This is a genomic window from Enterobacter sp. GER_MD16_1505_Eko_090, from assembly GCF_003331015.1.
Classification (GTDB): Bacteria; Pseudomonadota; Gammaproteobacteria; order Enterobacterales; family Enterobacteriaceae; genus Enterobacter; species Enterobacter roggenkampii.
The window spans coordinates 42,973-65,524 of sequence record NZ_PUQF01000017.1 but is presented as its reverse complement, the minus strand read 5'-3'; the positions used below and the strand labels follow the sequence as shown (position 1 = coordinate 65,524).

Here is a 22,552-nt window from a genome sequence, read left to right as displayed (position 1 = left end):
TTAGTGTTCTCTGGTATCAAAGGGTCCTGGGGGGACGGGGTCGTCTCCACCGGGGTGTAAAGGGTGGCATTTTAATACGCGTTTCACCGTCAACCAACTGCCTTTTATCACTCCAAACCTGCGCAATGCCTCAATTCCGTAGCTTGAGCATGTTGGTGTGAAACGGCAGTGCGGCCCGAGTAGCGGACTAATCAGGCGTTGATAGACCCGAATGAGGGCTATCAGGACCCGGGAGCCAGGCGACAGTGGCGGCGCCATAATTTTTCCAACGCTTCCGAGAGAGCACGGTTATCGAGGTCGGCAACCCCTTTCTTCGCCACCACCACGAAATCCATTGAAGGCAGTTCGTGCTGACGTAAACGGAAGCTTTCACGCGTCAGACGTTTAATCCGATTGCGTTCATGCGCACGCTTAACATTTTTCTTGGCGACTGTGAGACCGATGCGGGGATGCCCCAGCGAATTTTGGCGGCCGAGGATGGTGATTTGCGGCGTGCCAGCCCGTTGTGGCTGCTGGAAGACGAAAGTGAAATGAGCGGGAGTTAACAAACGTAACTCCCTGGGAAATGCTAGCTTAACCACTCAGGGGTTAGCTTTATTACTTGGAAACGGTCAGACGAGCGCGGCCTTTAGCACGACGACGTGCCAGAACCTGACGACCATTTTTAGTAGCCATACGAGCACGGAAGCCGTGAGAACGGTTGCGCTTCAGTACAGACGGTTGAAAAGTGCGTTTCATGGCGATTTCTACCTAAACTTGAATAAATTCACTGACTTTTGCGTATACCCGAACGAGTTTCGAACGACTAACGCCTCAGCGTGGGTGATTAAAGAGGCCGGATTGTAATAATTGTACACTCCGGAGTCAATTCTCTTTCCTTATTTCCCGCGTATTTCCGCACGTTTTCGCGTGGAAAATGAGCAACGGACGACGCAGGAAGATGACCATCACGCGCCGGGTCGAGGATTATACGGGCTCACCGATAAAGCGCAAGGATCGTCCCGGATCTTCGTTAGATCATTTAAGCAATAAATTGGCTGTGCTCATTAATTTTTCCAATATGCGGGCTAAATCGTGGGGCACTCGCGCCAGGATCGTTTACACTTAACCGGTTTCTGATCTTCCTGTGGATAAATCGGGAAGAATCTGTGAGAAACAGAAGATCTCTGGCTCAGTTTAGGCTATGATCCGCGGTCCCGATCGGGATCCCAGGATCCTGGTCAGGATAAATTGCAGATAGCAATTCGCACGTCCCCCTTTACACAGGGTCATGCCGATGTGCGCCAACAATCATGAATATTCAATAGTTTTCTTTTATTGTTCGAGTGGAGTCCGCCGTGTCACTTTCGCTTTGGCAGCAGTGTCTTGCCCGATTGCAGGATGAGTTACCAGCCACAGAATTCAGTATGTGGATCCGCCCGTTGCAGGCGGAACTGAGCGATAACACGCTGGCTTTGTACGCGCCAAACCGTTTTGTGCTCGATTGGGTAAGGGACAAGTACCTTAATAACATCAATGGACTGCTGAACGATTTCTGCGGGTCAGATGCCCCACAGCTGCGCTTTGAAGTGGGCACAAAGCCGGTCACCCAAACCGTACGTGAAACCGTGAACGTGGCTGCGCCTGCTCAGGCCGCACCCGCGCCGGCCCCTCGCGTCGCTCCTGCTCGTCAGGGTTGGGATAATGTTCCTGCACCGGCTGAGCCAACCTACCGCTCTAACGTAAACGTCAAACACACGTTCGATAACTTCGTTGAAGGTAAGTCGAACCAGCTGGCGCGCGCGGCGGCTCGCCAGGTTGCTGATAACCCCGGTGGGGCCTACAACCCGCTGTTCCTGTATGGCGGCACGGGTCTCGGTAAAACGCACCTGCTGCACGCGGTGGGCAACGGCATTATGGCGCGCAAGCCCAATGCCAAAGTGGTGTATATGCACTCCGAACGCTTCGTTCAGGACATGGTAAAAGCCCTGCAAAACAATGCGATCGAAGAGTTTAAACGCTACTACCGTTCCGTTGACGCGCTGCTGATCGATGACATTCAGTTCTTTGCCAATAAAGAACGATCGCAGGAAGAATTTTTCCACACCTTCAATGCCCTGCTGGAAGGCAATCAGCAGATCATTTTGACCTCGGATCGTTATCCAAAAGAGATCAACGGCGTTGAAGATCGTCTGAAATCCCGCTTCGGCTGGGGCCTGACCGTGGCGATCGAGCCACCGGAGCTGGAAACCCGCGTCGCGATCCTGATGAAGAAAGCCGATGAAAACGACATTCGCCTGCCGGGTGAAGTGGCGTTCTTCATTGCCAAGCGTCTGCGCTCCAACGTGCGTGAGCTCGAAGGGGCACTGAACCGCGTTATCGCCAATGCCAACTTTACCGGTCGTGCGATCACCATCGATTTTGTGCGTGAAGCGCTGCGTGATTTGCTGGCATTGCAGGAAAAACTGGTCACTATCGACAATATTCAAAAGACGGTGGCTGAGTACTACAAGATCAAAGTGGCAGATTTACTGTCTAAACGTCGTTCCCGCTCGGTGGCGCGCCCGCGTCAGATGGCGATGGCGCTGGCAAAGGAGTTAACCAACCACAGTCTGCCGGAAATCGGCGATGCGTTTGGTGGCCGTGACCATACGACCGTGCTGCACGCCTGTCGCAAGATTGAGCAGTTACGCGAAGAAAGCCACGACATAAAAGAAGATTTTTCCAATCTAATCAGAACATTATCATCGTGACGCTATGAAATTTACCGTTGAACGTGAACATTTATTAAAACCGCTGCAACAGGTGAGTGGCCCATTAGGCGGCCGCCCAACGCTGCCTATTCTCGGAAACCTGCTGCTTCAGGTCGCGGACGGTACGCTGTCGCTGACCGGTACAGATCTGGAAATGGAAATGATCGCGCGCGTTACGCTGACGCAGCCGCACGACGCGGGCGCGACCACGGTTCCGGCACGTAAATTCTTTGATATCTGCCGCGGGCTGCCGGAAGGTGCTGAAATCGCCGTGCAGCTGGAAGGCGACCGTATGCTGGTGCGCTCTGGCCGCAGCCGTTTCTCGCTCTCCACGCTGCCTGCAGCGGACTTCCCGAACCTGGACGACTGGCAGAGCGAAGTGGAATTCACCCTGCCGCAGGCGACGATGAAGCGTCTGATTGAAGCCACCCAGTTCTCCATGGCGCATCAGGACGTTCGTTACTACTTAAACGGCATGCTGTTCGAAACCGAAGGTGAAGAGCTGCGTACCGTGGCGACCGACGGCCACCGTCTGGCGGTCTGTTCCATGCCGATTGGCGACTCGCTGCCAAACCATTCGGTGATCGTGCCGCGTAAAGGGGTGATTGAGCTGATGCGTATGCTCGACGGCGGCGACACGCCGCTGCGCGTGCAGATCGGCAGCAATAACATCCGCGCTCACGTGGGCGATTTTGTCTTCACATCGAAGCTGGTTGACGGTCGTTTTCCGGATTATCGCCGCGTATTGCCGAAGAACCCGGACAAAACGCTGGAAGCCGGTTGCGACAGCCTCAAGCAGGCCTTTGCCCGTGCCGCGATCCTCTCCAACGAGAAATTCCGCGGCGTGCGCCTGTACGTGAGTGAAAACCAGATCAAAATCACCGCCAACAACCCGGAGCAGGAAGAGGCAGAAGAGATTCTGGACGTCACCTACGCCGGGGCTGAGATGGAAATCGGCTTCAACGTTAGCTACGTGCTGGATGTGCTGAACGCGCTGAAATGTGAGAACGTGCGCATCCTGCTGACCGACTCCGTTTCGAGCGTACAGATTGAAGATGCCGCATCACAGTCGGCTGCCTATGTTGTCATGCCAATGAGACTGTAATGTCGCTCACCCGTCTGTTGATCCGCGACTTTCGCAACATCGAAAGCGCGGATCTCGCTTTATCCCCTGGCTTTAATTTCCTGGTTGGCGCGAACGGTAGCGGCAAAACCAGCGTGCTGGAAGCCATCTATACGCTCGGCCACGGCCGGGCGTTTCGCAGTTTGCAGATTGGTCGCGTGATTCGCCACGAGCAGGAATCTTTTGTTCTGCACGGGCGTTTGCAGGGCGAGGAGCGGGAGACCGCCATCGGCCTGACCAAAGACAAGCAGGGCGACAGCAAGGTGCGCATCGACGGTACCGACGGCCACAAGGTGGCCGAGCTGGCGCTGCTGATGCCGATGCAGCTGATCACGCCCGAGGGGTTTACTTTACTCAACGGCGGCCCCAAATACAGAAGAGCGTTCCTCGACTGGGGATGCTTTCACAACGAAGCCGGATTCTTTAACGCCTGGAGCAACCTGAAGCGTCTGCTCAAGCAGCGTAACGCCGCGTTGCGCCAGGTGACGCGCTACGCCCAGCTGCGTCCGTGGGACATGGAGTTAATCCCTCTTGCGGAACAAATCAGCAACTGGCGTGCCGAATACAGCGCAGGTATTGCCGAAGACATGGCCGACACCTGCAAACAGTTTTTACCCGAGTTCTCTCTCACCTTCTCCTTCCAGCGCGGCTGGGAGAAAGAGACGGACTATGCCGAGGTGTTAGAGAGAAGCTTCGAGCGCGACCGCATGTTGACCTACACCGCGCACGGCCCGCACAAGGCGGATTTCCGCATTCGTGCCGACGGTGCGCCGGTGGAAGACACGCTGTCGCGCGGGCAGCTCAAGCTCCTGATGTGTGCGTTGCGCCTGGCGCAGGGGGAGTTCCTTACCCGCGAGAGCGGGCGACGCTGCCTGTACCTGATAGATGATTTTGCCTCGGAACTTGACGACGCGCGGCGCGGGCTGCTTGCCAGCCGCTTAAAAGCCACGCAGTCGCAGGTTTTCGTCAGCGCCATTAGCGCTGAACACGTTATGGACATGTCGGACGAAAATTCGAAGATGTTTACCGTGGAAAAGGGTAAAATAACGGATTAACCCAAGTTGAAATGAGCGAGAAACGTTGATGTCGAATTCTTATGACTCCTCCAGTATCAAAGTCCTGAAAGGGCTGGATGCGGTGCGTAAGCGCCCGGGTATGTATATCGGCGACACGGATGACGGCACCGGTCTGCACCACATGGTATTCGAGGTGGTAGATAACGCTATCGACGAAGCGCTCGCGGGTCACTGTAAAGACATCGTGGTCACCATCCATGCGGATAACTCCGTCTCCGTCACCGATGACGGCCGTGGCATCCCAACCGGTATTCACCCGGAAGAGGGCGTCTCCGCGGCGGAAGTGATCATGACCGTCCTGCACGCAGGCGGTAAGTTCGACGATAACTCCTATAAAGTTTCCGGCGGCCTGCACGGCGTAGGTGTTTCGGTAGTAAACGCCCTGTCGCAGAAGCTGGAGCTGGTTATCCAGCGCGAAGGCAAAATTCACCGTCAGCTTTACACGCACGGCGTGCCGCAGGCACCGCTGGCCGTTACCGGCGAAACCGACAAAACCGGTACCATGGTGCGTTTCTGGCCGAGCCTCGAAACCTTCACCAACGTCACCGAGTTCGAGTACGACATCCTGGCGAAACGCCTGCGTGAACTGTCGTTCCTGAACTCCGGCGTCTCGATTCGCCTGCGCGACAAGCGTGACAACAAAGAAGACCACTTCCATTACGAAGGCGGTATCAAGGCGTTTGTTGAGTATCTGAACAAGAACAAAACGCCTATTCACCCGAATATCTTCTACTTTTCCACCGAAAAAGACGGTATCGGCGTGGAAGTGGCGCTGCAGTGGAACGACGGTTTCCAGGAAAACATCTACTGCTTTACCAACAACATTCCACAGCGTGACGGTGGTACTCACCTTGCTGGCTTCCGTGCGGCGATGACCCGTACCCTGAACGCCTACATGGACAAAGAAGGCTACAGCAAGAAAGCGAAAGTCAGCGCCACCGGTGACGATGCCCGTGAAGGCCTGATTGCCGTGGTTTCCGTGAAGGTGCCGGATCCGAAGTTCTCCTCACAGACCAAAGACAAGCTGGTCTCTTCTGAGGTGAAATCGGCGGTTGAGCAGCAGATGAACGAACTGCTGAGCGAGTACCTGCTGGAAAACCCGTCCGACGCGAAAATCGTGGTGGGCAAAATTATTGATGCGGCGCGTGCCCGTGAAGCGGCGCGTAAAGCCCGTGAAATGACCCGTCGTAAAGGCGCGCTGGACTTAGCCGGCCTGCCGGGCAAGCTGGCTGACTGCCAGGAACGCGACCCGGCGCTGTCCGAACTGTACCTCGTGGAAGGGGACTCCGCGGGCGGTTCTGCGAAGCAGGGACGTAACCGTAAGAACCAGGCGATTCTGCCGCTGAAGGGTAAAATCCTCAACGTTGAGAAAGCCCGTTTCGACAAGATGCTCTCTTCTCAGGAAGTGGCGACGCTCATCACCGCGCTGGGCTGCGGCATCGGCCGTGACGAGTACAACCCGGACAAACTGCGCTACCACAGCATCATCATCATGACCGATGCGGACGTCGACGGCTCGCACATTCGTACGCTGCTGTTGACCTTCTTCTATCGTCAGATGCCTGAAATCGTTGAGCGTGGTCACGTCTACATTGCCCAGCCGCCGCTGTACAAAGTGAAGAAAGGCAAGCAGGAACAGTACATCAAAGATGACGAAGCGATGGATCAGTACCAAATCGCAATCGCGCTTGATGGCGCGACCCTGCACGCGAACTCGCACGCCCCTGCACTGGCCGGTGAGCCGCTGGAGCGTCTGGTGTCCGAGTTCAACGCCACGCAGAAAATGATTACGCGTATGGAACGTCGTTATCCGAAAACGCTGCTGAAGGAGCTGGTTTATCAGCCAACCCTGACCGAAGCCGATCTGAGCAGCGAGCAGACCGTCACCCGCTGGGTGAACGCTCTGGTGACCGATCTGAACGAAAAAGAGCAGCATGGCAGCCAGTGGAAATGCGATGTTCAGCAGAACGCTGACGGGCAGTTCGAGCCGATCGTTCGCGTGCGTACCCACGGCGTCGACACCGACTACCCGCTGGAGCACGAGTTTGTCACCGGTCCGGAATACCGTCGTATCTGCACGCTCGGCGAGAAGCTGCGCGGCCTGATCGAAGACGATGCGTTCATCGAACGTGGCGAACGTCGTCAGCCGGTAGCCAGCTTCGAGCAGGCGCTGGACTGGCTGGTGAAAGAGTCCCGTCGCGGCCTCGCGATCCAGCGCTATAAAGGTCTGGGCGAAATGAACCCGGAGCAGCTGTGGGAAACCACCATGGATCCGGAAAGCCGTCGCATGCTGCGCGTGACCGTTAAGGACGCGATTGCTGCAGACCAGCTGTTCACGACCCTGATGGGCGATGCGGTTGAACCACGTCGTGCCTTCATCGAAGAGAACGCCCTGAAAGCGGCAAATATCGATATTTAATCGACGTGATACCACACGATAACTGGCCGCGCGTTTAGCGCGGCTTTTTTATGGGCGCGGGCATATCCTGCGACAGCACTGACGGTAAGCGACTGGCGAGCGTATCGACGGCAATCCTCACTCTCAGCGGCAGGTGCGGCGTTTGCTGCCAGACGGCATGAACGTCAAAATGGACATCGGGCGCCTGTTTCAGGAGCGGGACGAGCTTTCCCTGATGAATTTCTTTAATGGCCATCCAGCAGGGGAGCCAGGCAATCCCGTGTCCGGCCAGCGCCGCGTCGCAGATGGCCTGCAAATCGTCCATATTGAGCGATGAACGGGGAGTAAAGGTGTGCGAGGTCCCTTCGTTATCCATCAGTTGCCAGGGTAACACTCTGCCTGCGCGCAGATAGTTAATGGCCGTATGATGGGGTAAGTCAGCCACGCTTTGCGGCTGGCCTTTGTTCTGCAGATAATCCGGCGCAGCGCACAGCACCATGCGGTGTTCCCCCAGCTTTCTGGCGACCAGCATGCTGCTGTCCTGCAGCGTGCCGTTACGCACCGCCATATCAAACCCTTCCTCTACCAGATCCACCACGCGGTCGCTGAACGACATTTCAAGCTCAAGCCCGGGATGTTCCTGCGCCAGTTCAATCAACAGCGGCGCGACGCACTGGCGGCCAAACAGTACCGGCATGGCAACGCGCAGGCGGCCGCTGACCTGCTGTTTCCCCGTTTCAAGCAGCGACTCTGCGCCCCGAATTTCCTCCAGCGCACGCAGGCACCGTTCATAAAAAAGGGCGCCGTTATCGGTCAGGCTCTGGCTGCGGGTGGTGCGCTGAAACAGCCGTACCCCCAGTCGCTCCTCGAGACGAGCGATGCTTTTTCCTACCGCCGAGCGTGACAAATGCAGACGAATGGCGGCCTGTGCAAAGCTTCCCGCCTCTACGGCAGCCACAAAAACAGGGATATCCTTCAGCGTGTCGGTCATGAATTGTATCTTTTTTGGCGTCAATATAGAGAAAACTTATCGCCACTGGCGACCATGCGTCAACGGTAGACTGTCAGTACTAAAGCTTACTTGATGGCCGGAGAAAAAAATGACCGAGACAATGCAACGCTGGACGATGAGCGCCCTCGGGCGCGAGAGCCTCACGCTTATTCAGGAGCCCATTCCCCAGCCAGGTCCGGGTGAAGTGCGCGTAAGGGTGAATGCCGTTGCGCTCAACTATCGCGACAAAATGGTGATTGAAGGCACGATGCCGATTCCGCTTTCCTTCCCGTTTACCCCGGCGTCTGACATGGCGGGCGTCGTCGACAGCGTTGGTGAAGGCGTCACGCGTTTCCAGCCCGGTGCCCGCGTCATCTCAACCTTCTTTCCGGAGTGGATCGACGGTAAGCCGCAGGCGGACGCGCGCAATTTGCCCTATAAAACGTCCGGCGGCTATTTCCAGGGAATGCTGGCCGAGTACGTGATTGTGAAGGAAGACGCGCTGGCGGCATCGCCGGAAACCCTGGATGACGCAGAGGCCAGCACCTTACCCTGCGCGGGGCTTACCGCCTGGTTCGCACTGGTGGAACGCGGTCAGCTGCGCGCCGGGCAATCGGTGCTGGTACAGGGAACGGGCGGCGTGGCGATTTTCGCCCTGCAAATCGCAAAAGCGCACGGCGCAGAGGTCATTGTTACGTCCGGGAGCGATGAAAAGCTGGCGCTGGCCAAAAAGCTGGGGGCCAGCCAGGGCATCAACCGCCTGAAAGGCGACTGGGCTGAAGAGGCGCTGGCGCTGACGCAGGATCGCGGCATCGACCATATTATTGAAACCGTGGGGGGCGAGAACCTGAAGCACTCCCTGCGCGCCGTTGCCGTTCATGGACGTATCTCGGTCATTGGCGTGCTGGCCGGGTCTGACATTTCGCTCTCTGCTGGCGAACTGTTGCTGAAATCTCCCGTCATTCAGGGGATCGGCGTGGGGCACCGCCGGGCGCTGGAGGATTTCGTCCGCGCCGTGGATGTCACCGGGTTGAAACCCGTGATTGAGCATCGCTACCGTTTTAACGAGCTTGAACAGGCACTTGAGCATCTGGATCGCGGTGCGTTTGGTAAAATCGTTCTCACCCGCGAGTAGGTCTTTGTTCCTCGGGATAGGCGTAAAAGGGGGCTTTTGTTGCGCAAGGTAGCTCTATTTTTGTGTGCTTAATCGCGTTAGCATGAGGCAGCACTCATTTATCCCGGGGAACTCATGGCTATCAAACTTATTGCAATCGATATGGACGGCACGCTGTTGCTGCCAGACCACACTATCTCTCCAGCCGTTAAGAACGCGATCGCCGCGGCACGCGCAAAGGGCGTGAATGTGGTCCTCACCACGGGGCGTCCGTATGCGGGCGTGCACAGCTACCTGAAAGAGCTGCACATGAATCAGCCCGGCGACTACTGCATCACCTATAACGGCGCGCTGGTGCAGAAAGCCGCGGATGGCAGTACGGTTGCGCAAACCGCGCTAAGCTACGATGACTACCGGTTCCTGGAAAAACTGTCCCGTGAGGTGGGTTCCCACTTCCACGCTCTCGATCGCAATACGCTTTACACCGCCAACCGTGATATCAGCTACTACACGGTACATGAATCCTACGTGGCGACCATTCCGCTGGTGTTCTGTGAAGCCGAGAAGATGGATCCGGCCACCCAGTTCCTGAAAGTGATGATGATCGACGAGCCGGAGATCCTGGATAAAGCGATTGCGCGCATTCCGGCCGAAGTGAAAGAGAAATACACCGTGCTGAAAAGTGCGCCGTACTTCCTTGAAATCCTCGATAAACGCGTCAATAAAGGCACCGGCGTGAAATCGCTGGCCGACGCGCTGGGCATCAAGCCGGACGAAATCATGGCGCTGGGCGATCAGGAAAACGACATCGCGATGATTGAATTCGCGGGCATGGGCGTAGCGATGGATAACGCTATTCCGTCGGTGAAAGAAGTGGCTAATTTTGTCACCAAATCCAACCTCGAAGACGGCGTGGCTTACGCCATTGAGAAGTTTGTGCTGAACTAAACACCCGCTTGCGATACCCTGATGCGATAACTGCGCATCAGGGTATCCTCATGAAACAAATCACCTTCGCTTCCCGCAACCACCAGCTTACTAACATCAATACCTGGACGCCGGACAGCCAGTGGCTGGTCTATGACGTGCGCCCGTCAGGTGCATCGTTCACCGGTGAAACCATCGAGCGGGTTAATGTTGTTACGGGCGAAGTCGAGGTGATTTATCGCGCCACTGACGGTGCGCACGTTGGCGTGGTGACCGTTCATCCCGCGCAGGAGAAATACGTCTTTATCCACGGCCCGAAAAACCCGGATGCGGAGTGGCACTACGATTTTCATCATCGTCAGGGGGTGATTGCGCATCACGGGCAGGTGAGCAACCTGGACGCAATGGATATCACTTCACCGTTCACCCCGGGCGCGCTGCGCGGCGGCAGCCACGTCCATGTCTTCAGCCCGAACGGCCAGCTTGTCAGCTTTACCTATAACGACCACGTGCTGCACGTGCGCGATGCGAAGCTTGATTTACGCAACGTCGGCGTGGCGGCGCCTTATGGCCCGGTGAATCCGCCGGGAAACCATCCTCGTGAATACCCGGGGACTTACTGGAGCGTGCTGGTCAGCCGCACGACGCCCAACCCGCAGCCGGGCAGCGACGAGATTAACCGCGCCTACGAAGAGGGCTGGGTGGGCAACGACAGACTGGCGTTTATCGGCGATACCCTGTCTGCAACGGGCGAGAAAGTGCCTGAACTGTTTATTGTTAACCTGCCAGAAGATGAACAGAGCTGGAAAAGGGCGGGCGATGCGCCGCTTCAGGGCACCGCAGAGACCCTGCCGGCCCCGCCTGCTGGGGTGAAGCAGCGTCGTTTGACCTTTACGCATCAAAGGGCCTATTCGGGCCTGGTGAACGTGCCGCGTCACTGGGTTCGCAGCAACCCGGAGGGGACACAGATCGCGTTTCTGATGCGCGACGATAACGGCATTGTGCAGCTGTGGCTGATCTCACCTGATGGCGGCGAGCCGCGCCAGCTGACGCGTAACGGGAGCGATATTCAGTCTGCGTTTAACTGGCATCCGGCGGGTGACCGGCTGGGGTTTGTGCTCGAAAACCGGATCGCCTGCTGTGACGCGCAGACCGGACAGGTGACGTTTTTGACGTCCGATCACGGCAATCCGCCGTCTGCGGATGCCGTCGTATTTTCCCCGGACGGGCGCTTTATTGCGTGGATGGAAGAGACGGACGGTTTCCGTCAGCTCTGGTTAGCGGAAACCGCGCAGAACTAGCGCGGCGGCATCTCTGCGGGCGGAATGACGGCGTTTGTCGCCAGATTTTCCTGCTCGCTTTTCTCTACCCGTGAGCGCACGGAGTCGTCCTTACGGAATAAATCCCACGGCAGCAGAAGCGTGTCCGCCACAGCCGTAAACGGCATATCCAGGATAACCAGGGATTTGGTGCCCCAGTTTGTATCGTCATCGGAGATCATCGCCGCGCTGGCGCGCGTCCCCGGATATGTTCCTTCTTTACCGCCGGTGTGAGACATCACGCTCGAACACCCGCAAAGTAAAACTACCCCGCTGAACGTCGTCAGCTTTATCAGAACATTTTTCATCATCACTCAGTCATCGTTAATGGCACTGCATAGACCTGCAACTCAGGGTTATAGCGAGCCTTATCCAAAATGGATAGCCCGATAACCCCGCACTGTGGCAGCCATCGCAATTTAACCCTTTGTGCTGTTGTCCCAGTCTATGCGAGATGCAGGAAAGTGCAAAAAAAAGTGCAGTTGTCATGCTTGAAAAGCCCGGTTGCAGACCCATTTTAAGAATACGACCCGATAACGAACTCGCCTGATGGGTGTTCGGGGGGCGTAAAGGCCTGTCCATGGTGGAAGGCTTACTTTTCTCGCTGATTTCAGGAGTTTTATTTATGCGTAACTTCGATCTTTCTCCGCTGTACCGTTCTGCAATTGGTTTTGACCGCCTGTTTAACCATTTAGAAAATAACCAAAGCCAGAGCAACGGCTACCCTCCATACAATGTTGAGCTGGTTGACGAAAACCACTACCGCATCGCCATTGCCGTCGCCGGTTTTGCAGAAAACGAACTGGAGATCACCGCGCAGGACAACCTGCTGGTGGTGAAAGGTTCCCATACGGCCGAGCAGAAAGAACGTACCTACCTTTACCAGGGCATCGCTGAGCGCAACTTTGAACGCAAGTTCCAGTTAGCTGAGAACATTCACGTGAAAGGCGCGAACCTGGTCAACGGCCTGCTGTTTATCGAACTGGAACGTGTGATTCCGGAAGAGAAAAAACCGCGTCGTATCGAAATTAACTAATTATGCGGGTCGCGCGAGCGGCCCACCCAGACCTGCTTGCCGTAACGGGAGCATATGCGAATCCATCAGGATTTGCAGGAACAACTGCGCACAACATTAAACTGTGCCGAACTCGCTTCTCAGAAGGAGATTTAGTATGCGTAACTACGATTTATCCCCCTTACTTCGTCAGTGGATTGGTTTTGACAAACTGGCTAATGCCCTGCAAAACACCGCTGAGCAACAGACGTTTCCGCCGTACAACATCGAAAAAAGCGACGATAACCACTATCGCATCACCCTGGCGCTGGCCGGCTTCCGTCAGGAGGATCTGGATATTCAGCTCGAAGGCACGCGTCTGACCGTGAAAGGTACGCCGGAGAAACAAGAGACCGAGACCAAATGGCTTCATCAGGGGCTGGTTAATCAGCCGTTTAGCCTGAGCTTTACCCTGGCAGACCATATGGACGTCTCCGGCGCAACGTTTACCAACGGGCTGCTGCATATTGACCTGACCCGTAACGTGCCGGAAGCCATCGCGCCGCAGCGTATCGCCATTAGCGACCGGCCGGCGTTAAACAGTTAACAAGCCCGCCGAACCTGTAGGTCGGGTAAGGCGCAGCCGCCACCCGACACCGCTCACAGACCGCACAAGGCCCTGCCCCGGCAGGGCTTTTTTGTGCGCCATCGCCCATACAACTGCCCACGGCTCTGAGAGAATCCTTAGCATAACTAAGGTTATGCCAAGGAAGTGGATCATGAGTGATATCGCGTTAACCGTCAGCGTGTTGGCCCTGGTCGCTGTTGTTGGCCTGTGGATAGGGAATATCAAAATCCGCGGCGTCGGGTTTGGGATAGGCGGGGTGCTGTTCGGCGGCATTTTAGTCGGCCACTTTGCCGACCAGCTCGGGCTGGTGCTGAGCGCCGAAATGCTCCACTTTACCCAGGAGTTCGGCCTGATCCTGTTCGTCTATACCATCGGGATTCAGGTGGGGCCGGGTTTTTTCGCCTCACTTCGGGTCTCCGGCTTACGGCTCAACCTGTTTGCCCTTGGCATTGTGGTGATGGGCGGGCTGGTCACCGCCATTCTGCATAAAATCTTTGCTATCCCGCTGCCCGTGGTGCTGGGCATTTTCTCCGGGGCGGTCACCAACACGCCTGCGCTCGGCGCGGGGCAGCAAATCCTGCGCGATTTGGGCATCGAACCCGGCATTGTCGACCAGATGGGGATGAGCTACGCCATGGCCTATCCGTTTGGTATTTGCGGCATTCTGCTCTCCATGTGGCTGGTCCGCGTCCTGTTTCGCATTAACGTCGATAAAGAGGCGAAGGACCACGAAACCACGCTTACCAACGGCCATATGCCGATCAAAACCATCAACATTCGGGTTGATAACCCCAACCTGAACAATATGGCGATTCAGGACGTGCCGATTCTGAACAGCGCCAATATTATCTGCTCCCGCCTTAAGCGCGACGATATGCTGATGGTGCCCGCGCCCGGCACCATCATTCAGCAAGGCGATCTGCTGCACCTGGTGGGCCAGCCCGGCGATTTGAAAAACGCCCGTCTGGTGATTGGTCAGGAAGTGGATACCTCGCTCTCCACGCGCGGCACCGATATGCGGGTGGAACGCGTTGTGGTAACCAACGAGCACGTCCTTGGCAAAAAAATACGCGATCTGCAGGTAAAAGAGCGTTATGACGTCGTGATCTCCCGCCTTAACCGTGCGGGTGTCGAGCTGGTCGCCAGCCCGGAGGCCAGCCTGCAGTTCGGGGATATCCTCAACCTGGTTGGGCGCCCGTCTTCCATCGACGCCGTCGCGGATATGGTGGGTAACGCCCAGCAGAAACTGCAGCAGGTGCAGATGCTACCGGTGTTTATCGGTATTGGGCTTGGCGTGCTGCTGGGCTCCATCCCGCTGTACGTGCCGGGCTTCCCGGTGGCGCTCAAGCTGGGCCTGGCGGGCGGGCCGCTGATTATGGCGCTGATCCTCGGGCGTATCGGCTGCATCGGTAAGCTCTACTGGTTTATGCCGCCGAGCGCCAACCTGGCGCTGCGCGAGCTGGGCATCGTGCTGTTCCTGGCGGTGGTCGGGCTGAAGTCCGGCGGGGATTTCGTCGACACCCTGGTCAAGGGTGAAGGGATGAGCTGGGTCGGCTACGGCATCTTTATCACGGCGATCCCGCTGCTGACGGTGGGCATACTGGCGCGGATGTTCGCCAAAATGAACTACCTGACGCTGTGCGGCATGCTGGCGGGTTCCATGACCGATCCGCCCGCGCTGGCCTTTGCCAATAACCTGCACACCACCAGCGGCGCGGCCGCGCTCTCCTATGCCACCGTCTACCCGCTGGTGATGTTCCTGCGCATCATTACCCCGCAGCTACTGGCGGTGCTGTTCTGGGGGATGAGCTAGTAAATCTTCCGGGTGGATGCGCCGCAGATGGTAGTCCACCTGGTAATCACTGGTATTTCGGAACATCACGGAATAGTTGAGGAACTCGCCGCTGTCGCTGTAGGAAAGGGAGGTGATACGCAACAGCGGCGTCTGTTCCGGCAGATTCATATAACCCGCCAGCTGCTTATCGGCCAGCACCGGCGTCAGGCTCTCGTAGTTGCCGCTGATGGTGATCCCGCACTCCTTCTCGATGTAATCAAACTTTGACCCTTCAAGATGCGCCAGCGACAGATTGCGAAACAGCTTCACCGGCATAAAGCTGTCCTCCAGCATCAGCGGTTTTCCGTCCACGTAGCGCACCCGCCGGGAAAAGTAGATCCGCTCATCCACCTGAATTCGCAGCTGGCTGGCGATGGCGGGCGGGGCGGGCATCACTTCAAACTGCAGCACCTTGCTCTGCACCTCTTTTCCCTGCTGACGCAACACTTCAACCAGCCCGGTCAGGTTGGTGGTTTCGTGGTGAACGTCTTTGCGCGCCACAAACGTGCCGCTGCCGTGCCGCCGTTCAACCAGCCCCCAGCTCACCAGCAGATCCAGCGCCTTGCGGATGGTCATTCGCGCCACGCCAAACTCCTGCGCCAGCGCTTTCTCGCCCGGCAGCGGACTGCCGATGTTGTAGTCCGATGAATTCAGCCGCAGCCGCAATCTGTCAGCAATGGATTTGTAGATCACCAGTAGACCTCTTTGCCCTTATCAGGGCGTGGATGGCGTCCTGACATGTCCATATTTACCGTAAAAAGTAGACCTGATTGGTCAAAATAAAACCATGAATGCGATCACGAATCGCAGCGGCACGCCATGTTCACGCATCAGTAAGTTCTTATGCTCACCTCAGGCCAGCAAAAAACCATAAAGGCCTCTACCCCTACAGGTTGTTTCATGAGGATTTAAAAATGCTCAGTCAAATACAACGTTTTGGCGGTGCCATGTTTACCCCGGTGTTGCTGTTTCCTTTCGCCGGGATCGTGGTGGGAATCGCCATCATGCTTCGCAACCCGCTGTTTGTCGGCGAAGCCTTAACGGCCCCCGATCATCTTTTCGCGCAGATTGTTCACATCATTGAAGAGGGCGGCTGGGCGGTGTTCCGCAATATGCCGCTGATTTTTGCCGTCGGCCTGCCGATTGGCCTGGCGAAGCAGGCCCAGGGCCGCGCCTGTCTGGCGGTGCTGATTAGCTTCCTGACCTGGAACTACTTCATCAACGCGATGGGGATGACCTGGGGCGACTTCTTCGGCGTCGACTTCTCCGCCGAACCGACAGCGGGAAGCGGGCTGGCGATGATTGCCGGGATCAAAACGCTCGATACCAGCATCATCGGCGCTATCGTGATTTCAGGCATCGTCACCGCCATCCACAACCGCTATTTTGACAAGCCGCTGCCGGTGTTTCTGGGGATTTTCCAGGGCAGCTCGTTTGTCGTGATCCTCGCGTTCTTCGTCATGATCCCCTGCGCCTGGCTGACGCTGCTGGGCTGGCCGAAAGTGCAGATGGGCATTGAGTCCCTGCAGGCGTTCCTGCGTTCTGCCGGTGCGCTGGGCGTATGGGTCTATACCTTCCTGGAACGCATTCTGATCCCAACCGGATTGCACCACTTCGTCTACGGTCCGTTCATTTTTGGCCCGGCGGCGGTGGAAGGGGGAATTCAGGTCTACTGGGCGCAGCACCTGCAGGAATTCAGCCAGAGCACCCTGCCGCTGAAAACTCTTTTCCCGGAAGGCGGGTTCGCGCTGCACGGCAACTCCAAAGTGTTCGGCTCGGTCGGGATTGCGCTGGCGATCTGGTACACCGCGTCGCCGGAAAACCGCGTCAAGGTCGCGGGGCTGCTGGTCCCGGCCACGCTTACCGCGGTGCTGGTGGGCATTACCGAACCGCTCGAATTCACCTTCCTGTTTATCTCGCCGCTATTGTTTGCCGTTCACGCCGTGCTGGCGGCCACCATGGCAACGGTGATGTACACCTTCGGCGTGGTCGGGAACATGGGCGGCGGCCTGCTGGACCAGTTCCTGCCGCAAAACTGGATCCCGATGTTCCACAACCACGCCTCGACGGTATTCACTCAGATCGGCATTGGCGTCTGCTTTACCGGAGTTTACTTCGTGGTCTTCAAAACGCTGATTGCGCGTCTGAACCTGAAAACCCCGGGCCGGGAAGAGAGCGAAATCAAGCTCTACAGCAAGGCCGACTATAAGGCGGCGCGCGGGCAAACCACCGCCCCGGCCGCGGCCAGCCAGCAGGTCGGGCAGGCCGCCGGATTCCTGCAGGCGCTGGGCGGCGCGGCCAACATCGAAAGCATCAACAACTGCGCCACCCGCCTGCGCATCGCCCTGGTCGATATGGCGAAAACGCAAAGCGATGACGTCTTCAAAGCCCTCGGCGCCCACGGCGTGGTGCGACGCGGCAACGGCATTCAGGTGATTGTCGGTCTGCACGTTCCTCAGGTGCGCGACCAGCTGGAATCGCTGATGAAAACCCCCTTAACGAATGAACAAACCACCCTGACAGAGGCTATATCATGAAAAAATTCTCAGTTGTCATTGCAGGCGGCGGCAGCACCTTCACGCCTGGTATCGTCCTGATGCTGTTAGCCAACCGTGACCGTTTCCCGCTGCGCGCCCTGAAGTTCTATGACAACGACGGCGCGCGTCAGGAAACCATCGCCGAAGCGTGCAAAATCATCCTTAAGGAGCAGGCCCCGGAGATTGAATTCAGCTACACCACCGATCCGAAAGCGGCGTTTAGCGATGTCGATTTCGTGATGGCGCATATCCGCGTGGGCAAATACCCGATGCGAGAAAAGGATGAAAAAATCCCGCTGCGCCACGGCGTGCTGGGCCAGGAAACCTGCGGCCCGGGCGGGATCGCCTACGGCATGCGCTCTATCGGCGGCGTGCTGGAGCTGGTGGATTACATGGAGCAGTACTCTCCGAACGCGTGGATGCTGAACTACTCCAACCCGGCGGCGATTGTTGCGGAAGCCACGCGCCGCCTGCGTCCGAACGCCAAAATCCTCAACATCTGCGACATGCCAATCGGCATTGAAGGGCGCATGGCGCAGATTGTCGGCCTGAAAGACCGTAAAGAGATGCGCGTGCGCTACTATGGCCTGAACCATTTCGGCTGGTGGACGTCGATTGAAGACCTGAAAGGCAACGATCTGATGCCGAAGCTGCGCGAATACGTGGCGAAAAACGGCTATGTTCCCCCTTCTGACGATGCCCATACCGAAGCGAGCTGGAACGATACGTTCGCCAAAGCAAAAGACGTGCAGGCGCTGGATCCCGACACCATGCCGAACACCTACCTGAAGTATTATTTGTTCCCGGACTACGTGGTCGCGCATTCCAACCCGGAACGCACCCGCGCCAATGAGGTCATGGATCACCGTGAGAAGCACGTGTTCAGTTCCTGCCGGGCGATTATTGAGGCGGGCAAATCCTCCACCGGCGAGCTGGAAATCGACGAACATGCGTCGTACATCGTCGATCTTGCAACCGCCATTGCCTTTAACACCCAGGAGCGGATGCTGCTGATTGTGCCCAACAACGGGGCCATCCATAACTTTGATGCCGATGCGATGGTGGAAATTCCTTGCCTGGTTGGCCATAACGGACCGGAGCCGCTCACGGTGGGCGATATTCCGCACTTCCAGAAAGGGCTGATGAGCCAGCAGGTGGCGGTGGAAAAACTGGTGGTGGATGCCTGGGAGCAGCGCTCGTATCAGAAACTCTGGCAGGCGATTACCCTGTCGAAAACCGTGCCGAGCGCGTCCGTCGCGAAAGCGATTCTGGATGACCTGATCGAGGCCAACAAGGATTACTGGCCAGCGCTGCACTGATCGTCCTGACCGGCATCGCCCGATGCCGGTCTCCTTGTCCTTGTTGATTTACGCTATGCTGAAGCCTGCCCGTAGCTCGACAAGGAACCTTCATGAAAATTTCCCGCCTCGGCGAAGCGCCGGACTACCGCTTCTCGCTGGCTAATGAACGCACGTTTTTAGCGTGGATCCGCACCGCGCTGGGGTTTCTTGCCGCCGGGGTGGGGCTCGACCAGCTCGCGCCTGATTTCGCCACCCCGCTGATTCGCGAGGTGCTGGCGCTGCTGCTGTGCCTGTTCGCGGGCGTGCTGGCGATTTACGGCTACCTGCGCTGGCTGCGCAATGAGAAGGCGATGCGTCTGAAGCAGGATCTGCCCTATACGCGTGGGTTACTCATCATCAGCGCGATTTTGCTGGCGGTGGCGGGCGTGGTGATGGTGCTGGTGTTCTATGGCGGATAGCCGCAAAGCGCGACGCGAAGCGGACCCCGGCCTGCAGCCGGAGCGGACGTCACTCGCCTGGCTGCGCACGCTGCTGGGGTATGGCGCGCTGATCGCCCTGGCGATTAAGCACAACTGGCACCGCACCGGGGTGCCGTTCTGGATCTCGCTTGTTGTGCTGGCGCTGGTGGCAATCGTTTTATGGCGCTATACCCGCAGCCGTAACCTGATGGACGTAGCGCAGGACGACTTTGTGCAGCCGAAGGCGGTGCGGGATAAGTTCCTCATCGCCCTGGCCGTGCTGTCGCTGTCTTTACTCTTCGCAGTGACTCACATTCAGCAAATTGTGAGCTTTTAAAGCCCGGTGGCGGCTACGCCTTACCGGGCCTACAACTGCCGCGAACCGTAGGCCGGGTAAGGCGTAGCCGCCACCCGGCAGAATTACTGCCCTTTAGCCAGATACTTCGCCATCTCGTCTTCCGGCACCATGCCGCCGCCGGTCGCCCACACCAGGTGGGTAACGCTGGCATCTGAAGGCACGCGCAGCGGCCCGGCCATGCCCGCCAGCGCGGACGGTTCCAGCCGAATGCCTTCCTCCTGCGCCAGCCAGCCGAGCATGTCGTACATGCTCTGATCGGAAAGCGTATAGAACCCGTCGAGCAGGCGCTCCATCGCGCGGCCCACGAAGCCGGAGGCGCGTCCTACCGCCAGCCCGTCCGCCGCCGTCACGTTATCAATGCCCAGATCCTGCACCGCGATTTCATCGTGCAGGCCGGTGTAAACGCCCAGCAGCATGCACGGGGAGTGCGTGGGCTCTGCGAAGAAGCAGTGAACGTAATCGCCAAAGGCCAGCTTCAGGCCAAACGCCACGCCGCCGGGGCCGCCGCCGACGCCGCACGGCAGGTAGACGTACAGCGGATGATCGGCATCCACCACGCGGCCCTGAGCGGCAAACTGTGCCTTCAGGCGCTCGCCCGCCACCGCGTAGCCCAGGAACAGGGTGCGGGAGTTTTCATCGTCAATGAAGAAGCAGTTCGGATCGCTTTCCGCCGCTTTGCGTCCCTGCTCCACCGCCACGCCATAATCCTGCTCATATTCCACGACGATGACGCCGTGGCTGCGCAGTTTGGCTTTTTTCCACTCGCGGGCGTCGGCGGACATATGTACCGTCACCTTAAAGCCGATGCGGGCGCTCATGATGCCGATAGACATCCCCAGGTTGCCGGTTGAGCCTACCGCAATGCTGTACTGGCTGAAGAAGTCCTTAAAGCGCGGCTCCAGCAGGATGCTGTAGTCGTCTTCAACGCTCAGCAACCCGGCGTCCAGCGCCAGTTTTTCCGCGTGGGTCAGCACCTCATAGATACCGCCGCGCGCTTTAATCGAGCCGGAGATCGGCAGATGGCTGTCTTTTTTCAGCAGCAGCGTGCCGGGAATGGCTTTGCCAGATTCTTTCTCCAGCCGCGCCCGCATTGCCGGGATGGCGACCAGTTCGGATTCAATAATCCCGCCCGTTGCGGCCGTTTCCGGGAAGGCTTTCGCCAGATACGGCGCGAAGCGGTTGAGGCGCGCATGCGCATCGTCCACGTCGGCTTTGGTCAGCCTGACATAGGGCAGCCCTTCTTCAAGCGTGGTGGTGTTCGGGTTAAGCCAGGTGGTTTCTTTCAGGGCAATCAGATCCTCAACCAGAGGAAACTGTGCGGTTAAAGTGGTGATAGTTGCGTTTTCCATAATACGTCTCTTCGCGCTCAGATAATGAAAGAAAGCAGGAATGTGCCGCCAAGTGCAAGCACCGAGGCGATAAACGTCGCCGTCGTATAGTATTTGAAGGTCTCATTCAGGGTCGCGCCGCAGTATTGCTTCACCAGCCAGAAGAGGGAATCGGTCACGATTGTGCAGCCAATGGCGCCGGAACCGATGGCAATGGTGATGATCTCCGGGCTGACGTTCGGGTAGAGCGGCAGCATCGGCGCGACGATGGCCGTGGCGCCCATCATCGCGACCGTGGCGGAGCCTACGGCGGCATGCAGCACCAGCGCCACCAGCCAGGCGAGCAGGATAGGGTGCATGTGCAGGTTCGAGAGAATTTGCGCCAGCGAGTCCGCCAGTCCGCTGGTTTTCAGGATGGCGTTGAACGCGCCGCCCGCGCCGATAATCAGCAAAATGTTGGCGATAGAGCCAAAGCCGTGCTCGGTGTGCGTCAGCATCGCGCCCATGCCCATATGCTGGCGGATGCCCAGCAGGTAGTAGGCGACAAACACGGCGATAAACATGGCGGTGATGGGGTTGCCGATAAACTCCAGCAGCGTATACAGCGTGCCGTCTTTTGCCATATTCAGTTCGGCGATGGTCTTCACCAGCATCAGGGCAATCGGCAGCAGCACCGTAAACAGCGTGGCGCCCAGCGACGGCAGGGTATGCTCCTCCCGCACCTTCAGGTCTGAAAATTCCGCCGGAACCGGTTTAAACGGCAGACGATTGCCGAGCAGCTTCAGGAACAGCGGGCCGCCGACCAGAGAGGCCATCAGGCCGACCAGCAGGCCGTAGACGATTACCGTCCCAACGTCCGCCCCTAATTTATTGGTCACAAACAGCGCGGCCGGATGCGGCGGCACCACGCAGTGCACCGCCATCAGCGCGGTACAAAGCGGAATGGCCAGCTTGAGCAGCGACGTGTGGGTCTTTTTGGCGATGGAAAACGCCAGCGGTATCAGCAGGACCACGCCCACTTCCACGAACAGCGTGATCCCGCAGATCAGGCCCACCAGCACCATAATCACGTCTGCTGACAGCCAGCGGCAGCGCTGCAGGGCGATCCCGATGCGCTCTGCCGCGCCGGAAACCTCCATCATCTTGCCGAGAATGGTGCCCAGACCAATCACGGCCGCCAGGAAGCCCAGCGTGCCGCCAATCCCGCTCTCAATGGCGTTTACCATATCCAGCGGGCTCATTCCCATCATTGCGCCGACGAAAAAGCTCGCCAGCAGCAGCGCGAGGAACGGGTGAAACTTCAGCTTAACGATGGTTAAAACAATCAACACAATGCTGACCAGCAGCGTTGCCACAACCCAGACCTGAGATCCCATATCTCACCTCACCCTTATGTCATCTGGGGGTATTGGACGAAAAAGCGGCGTGGGCTGA

22 protein-coding genes and 1 other annotated feature are annotated in these 22,552 nt (G+C 57.7%); of the genes, 14 read left to right on the top strand and 8 right to left on the bottom strand.

The features are described 5' to 3' along the window. The 3 genes from yidD to rpmH are packed head-to-tail and all read right to left on the bottom strand — an operon-like array spanning nucleotide 1 to nucleotide 738. A complete protein-coding gene (gene yidD, locus C6A40_RS18460) occupies nucleotides 1-258 on the bottom strand; it encodes a membrane protein insertion efficiency factor YidD (RefSeq protein WP_001307474.1) in 258 nt (85 codons plus the stop codon). Then, nucleotides 222-581 carry a ribonuclease P protein component gene (gene rnpA / locus C6A40_RS18455; RefSeq protein ID WP_021242673.1) on the bottom strand — a complete coding sequence of 120 codons (360 nt, stop codon included), beginning with the start codon at nucleotides 579-581 and terminating at the stop codon, nucleotides 222-224. The genes yidD and rnpA overlap by 37 nt, the downstream gene beginning before the upstream one ends. Nucleotides 582-597: 16 nt before the next feature. Continuing rightward, nucleotides 598-738 (bottom strand): 50S ribosomal protein L34, encoded by a 141-nt coding sequence (gene rpmH / locus C6A40_RS18450; protein WP_000831330.1) that lies wholly within the window; start codon nucleotides 736-738, stop codon nucleotides 598-600. A 599-nt stretch (nucleotides 739-1,337) separates the two neighbouring features. On the opposite strand from rpmH, the gene dnaA reads away from it, so the two are divergent. From dnaA to gyrB, 4 genes are read left to right on the top strand one after another with little or no spacing between them, the layout of a single operon-like run. After that, on the top strand, nucleotides 1,338-2,732 hold the full coding sequence (gene dnaA, locus C6A40_RS18440) for a chromosomal replication initiator protein DnaA (RefSeq protein WP_010426558.1): 1,395 nt from the start codon (nucleotides 1,338-1,340) through the stop codon (nucleotides 2,730-2,732). 4 nt (nucleotides 2,733-2,736) lie between these two features. Further along, nucleotides 2,737-3,837, top strand: coding sequence for a DNA polymerase III subunit beta (gene dnaN, locus C6A40_RS18435; RefSeq protein WP_008500170.1), 1,101 nt, complete (start codon nucleotides 2,737-2,739; stop codon nucleotides 3,835-3,837). Further along, nucleotides 3,837-4,910 (top strand): DNA replication/repair protein RecF, encoded by a 1,074-nt coding sequence (gene recF / locus C6A40_RS18430; RefSeq protein WP_008500169.1) that lies wholly within the window; start codon nucleotides 3,837-3,839, stop codon nucleotides 4,908-4,910. Before dnaN ends, recF begins: the two co-directional genes overlap by 1 nt. A gap of 28 nt (nucleotides 4,911-4,938) precedes the next feature. Beyond that, nucleotides 4,939-7,350, top strand: coding sequence for a DNA topoisomerase (ATP-hydrolyzing) subunit B (gyrB, locus tag C6A40_RS18425; protein WP_008500168.1), 2,412 nt, complete (start codon nucleotides 4,939-4,941; stop codon nucleotides 7,348-7,350). Nucleotides 7,351-7,384: 34 nt separating this feature from the next. Here gyrB and C6A40_RS18420 read toward each other — a convergent pair whose 3' ends face one another. Beyond that, the gene (locus tag C6A40_RS18420; protein ID WP_032654294.1) at nucleotides 7,385-8,320 is read right to left on the bottom strand and encodes a LysR family transcriptional regulator; all 936 of its coding nucleotides are present in this window, start codon (nucleotides 8,318-8,320) and stop codon (nucleotides 7,385-7,387) included. 109 nt (nucleotides 8,321-8,429) lie between these two features. Between C6A40_RS18420 and C6A40_RS18415 the strand changes: the two genes are divergently transcribed. The 3 genes from C6A40_RS18415 to C6A40_RS18405 all read left to right on the top strand — a co-directional run bounded on the left by C6A40_RS18415 (nucleotide 8,430) and on the right by C6A40_RS18405 (nucleotide 11,662). Further along, entirely contained in the window at nucleotides 8,430-9,455 is a 1,026-nt protein-coding gene (locus C6A40_RS18415) for a zinc-dependent alcohol dehydrogenase family protein (RefSeq protein ID WP_023326373.1), read from the top strand. Between the two features lie 114 nt (nucleotides 9,456-9,569). Beyond that, nucleotides 9,570-10,382, top strand: coding sequence for a sugar-phosphatase (gene yidA, locus C6A40_RS18410; protein ID WP_008500165.1), 813 nt, complete (start codon nucleotides 9,570-9,572; stop codon nucleotides 10,380-10,382). A 50-nt stretch (nucleotides 10,383-10,432) separates the two neighbouring features. Continuing rightward, entirely contained in the window at nucleotides 10,433-11,662 is a 1,230-nt protein-coding gene (locus C6A40_RS18405; protein WP_045336445.1) for a DUF3748 domain-containing protein, read from the top strand. On the opposite strand, the gene C6A40_RS18400 is transcribed toward C6A40_RS18405, so the two are convergent. Then, nucleotides 11,659-11,991: a YceK/YidQ family lipoprotein gene (locus C6A40_RS18400; protein WP_021242679.1), complete on the bottom strand. Its 333-nt coding sequence runs from the start codon at nucleotides 11,989-11,991 to the stop codon at nucleotides 11,659-11,661. The two genes, C6A40_RS18405 and C6A40_RS18400, sit on opposite strands and share 4 nt — an antisense overlap. Nucleotides 11,992-12,240: 249 nt before the next feature. Next, nucleotides 12,241-12,312 (top strand) — a sequence feature (ROSE (Repression Of Heat Shock gene Expression) occurs in the 5'-region of heat shock genes and acts as an RNA thermometer to modulate expression.). Between C6A40_RS18400 and ibpA the strand changes: the two genes are divergently transcribed. The 3 genes from ibpA to C6A40_RS18385 all read left to right on the top strand — a co-directional run bounded on the left by ibpA (nucleotide 12,306) and on the right by C6A40_RS18385 (nucleotide 15,115). Continuing rightward, nucleotides 12,306-12,716, top strand: a complete 411-nt coding sequence (gene ibpA / locus C6A40_RS18395; RefSeq protein WP_008500162.1) for a small heat shock chaperone IbpA — start codon at nucleotides 12,306-12,308, stop codon at nucleotides 12,714-12,716. (Overlaps the previous feature by 7 nt.) A 136-nt stretch (nucleotides 12,717-12,852) precedes the next feature. After that, complete coding sequence (gene ibpB, locus C6A40_RS18390) at nucleotides 12,853-13,281, top strand: small heat shock chaperone IbpB (RefSeq protein WP_008500161.1); 429 nt, start codon at nucleotides 12,853-12,855, stop codon at nucleotides 13,279-13,281. A 172-nt stretch (nucleotides 13,282-13,453) separates the two neighbouring features. Continuing rightward, complete coding sequence (locus C6A40_RS18385; RefSeq protein WP_045336447.1) at nucleotides 13,454-15,115, top strand: putative transporter; 1,662 nt, start codon at nucleotides 13,454-13,456, stop codon at nucleotides 15,113-15,115. Here C6A40_RS18385 and C6A40_RS18380 read toward each other — a convergent pair. Beyond that, a complete protein-coding gene (locus C6A40_RS18380) occupies nucleotides 15,083-15,829 on the bottom strand; it encodes a GntR family transcriptional regulator (protein WP_032654308.1) in 747 nt (248 codons plus the stop codon). The genes C6A40_RS18385 and C6A40_RS18380 overlap by 33 nt on opposite strands. Before the next feature lie 221 nt (nucleotides 15,830-16,050). Between C6A40_RS18380 and C6A40_RS18375 the strand changes: the two genes are divergently transcribed. From C6A40_RS18375 to C6A40_RS18360, 4 genes are all read left to right on the top strand, one after another. Next, the gene (locus C6A40_RS18375) at nucleotides 16,051-17,673 is read left to right on the top strand and encodes an alpha-glucoside-specific PTS transporter subunit IIBC (RefSeq protein WP_045336449.1); all 1,623 of its coding nucleotides are present in this window, start codon (nucleotides 16,051-16,053) and stop codon (nucleotides 17,671-17,673) included. After that, nucleotides 17,670-18,992, top strand: coding sequence for a 6-phospho-alpha-glucosidase (locus C6A40_RS18370; protein WP_114191327.1), 1,323 nt, complete (start codon nucleotides 17,670-17,672; stop codon nucleotides 18,990-18,992). Before C6A40_RS18375 ends, C6A40_RS18370 begins: the two co-directional genes overlap by 4 nt. A 92-nt stretch (nucleotides 18,993-19,084) precedes the next feature. Next, nucleotides 19,085-19,432 (top strand): YidH family protein, encoded by a 348-nt coding sequence (locus C6A40_RS18365; RefSeq protein WP_024907384.1) that lies wholly within the window; start codon nucleotides 19,085-19,087, stop codon nucleotides 19,430-19,432. Continuing rightward, complete coding sequence (locus C6A40_RS18360; protein WP_021242685.1) at nucleotides 19,422-19,769, top strand: DUF202 domain-containing protein; 348 nt, start codon at nucleotides 19,422-19,424, stop codon at nucleotides 19,767-19,769. The genes C6A40_RS18365 and C6A40_RS18360 overlap by 11 nt, the downstream gene beginning before the upstream one ends. Nucleotides 19,770-19,852: 83 nt before the next feature. Here the strand turns inward: C6A40_RS18360 and dsdA are convergent, their stop codons facing one another. Further along, nucleotides 19,853-21,139 (bottom strand): D-serine ammonia-lyase, encoded by a 1,287-nt coding sequence (dsdA, locus tag C6A40_RS18355; protein ID WP_045336453.1) that lies wholly within the window; start codon nucleotides 21,137-21,139, stop codon nucleotides 19,853-19,855. A 17-nt stretch (nucleotides 21,140-21,156) separates the two neighbouring features. After that, nucleotides 21,157-22,494 (bottom strand): D-serine transporter DsdX, encoded by a 1,338-nt coding sequence (gene dsdX / locus C6A40_RS18350; RefSeq protein WP_008500153.1) that lies wholly within the window; start codon nucleotides 22,492-22,494, stop codon nucleotides 21,157-21,159. Nucleotides 22,495-22,552: the final 58 nt, after the last annotated feature.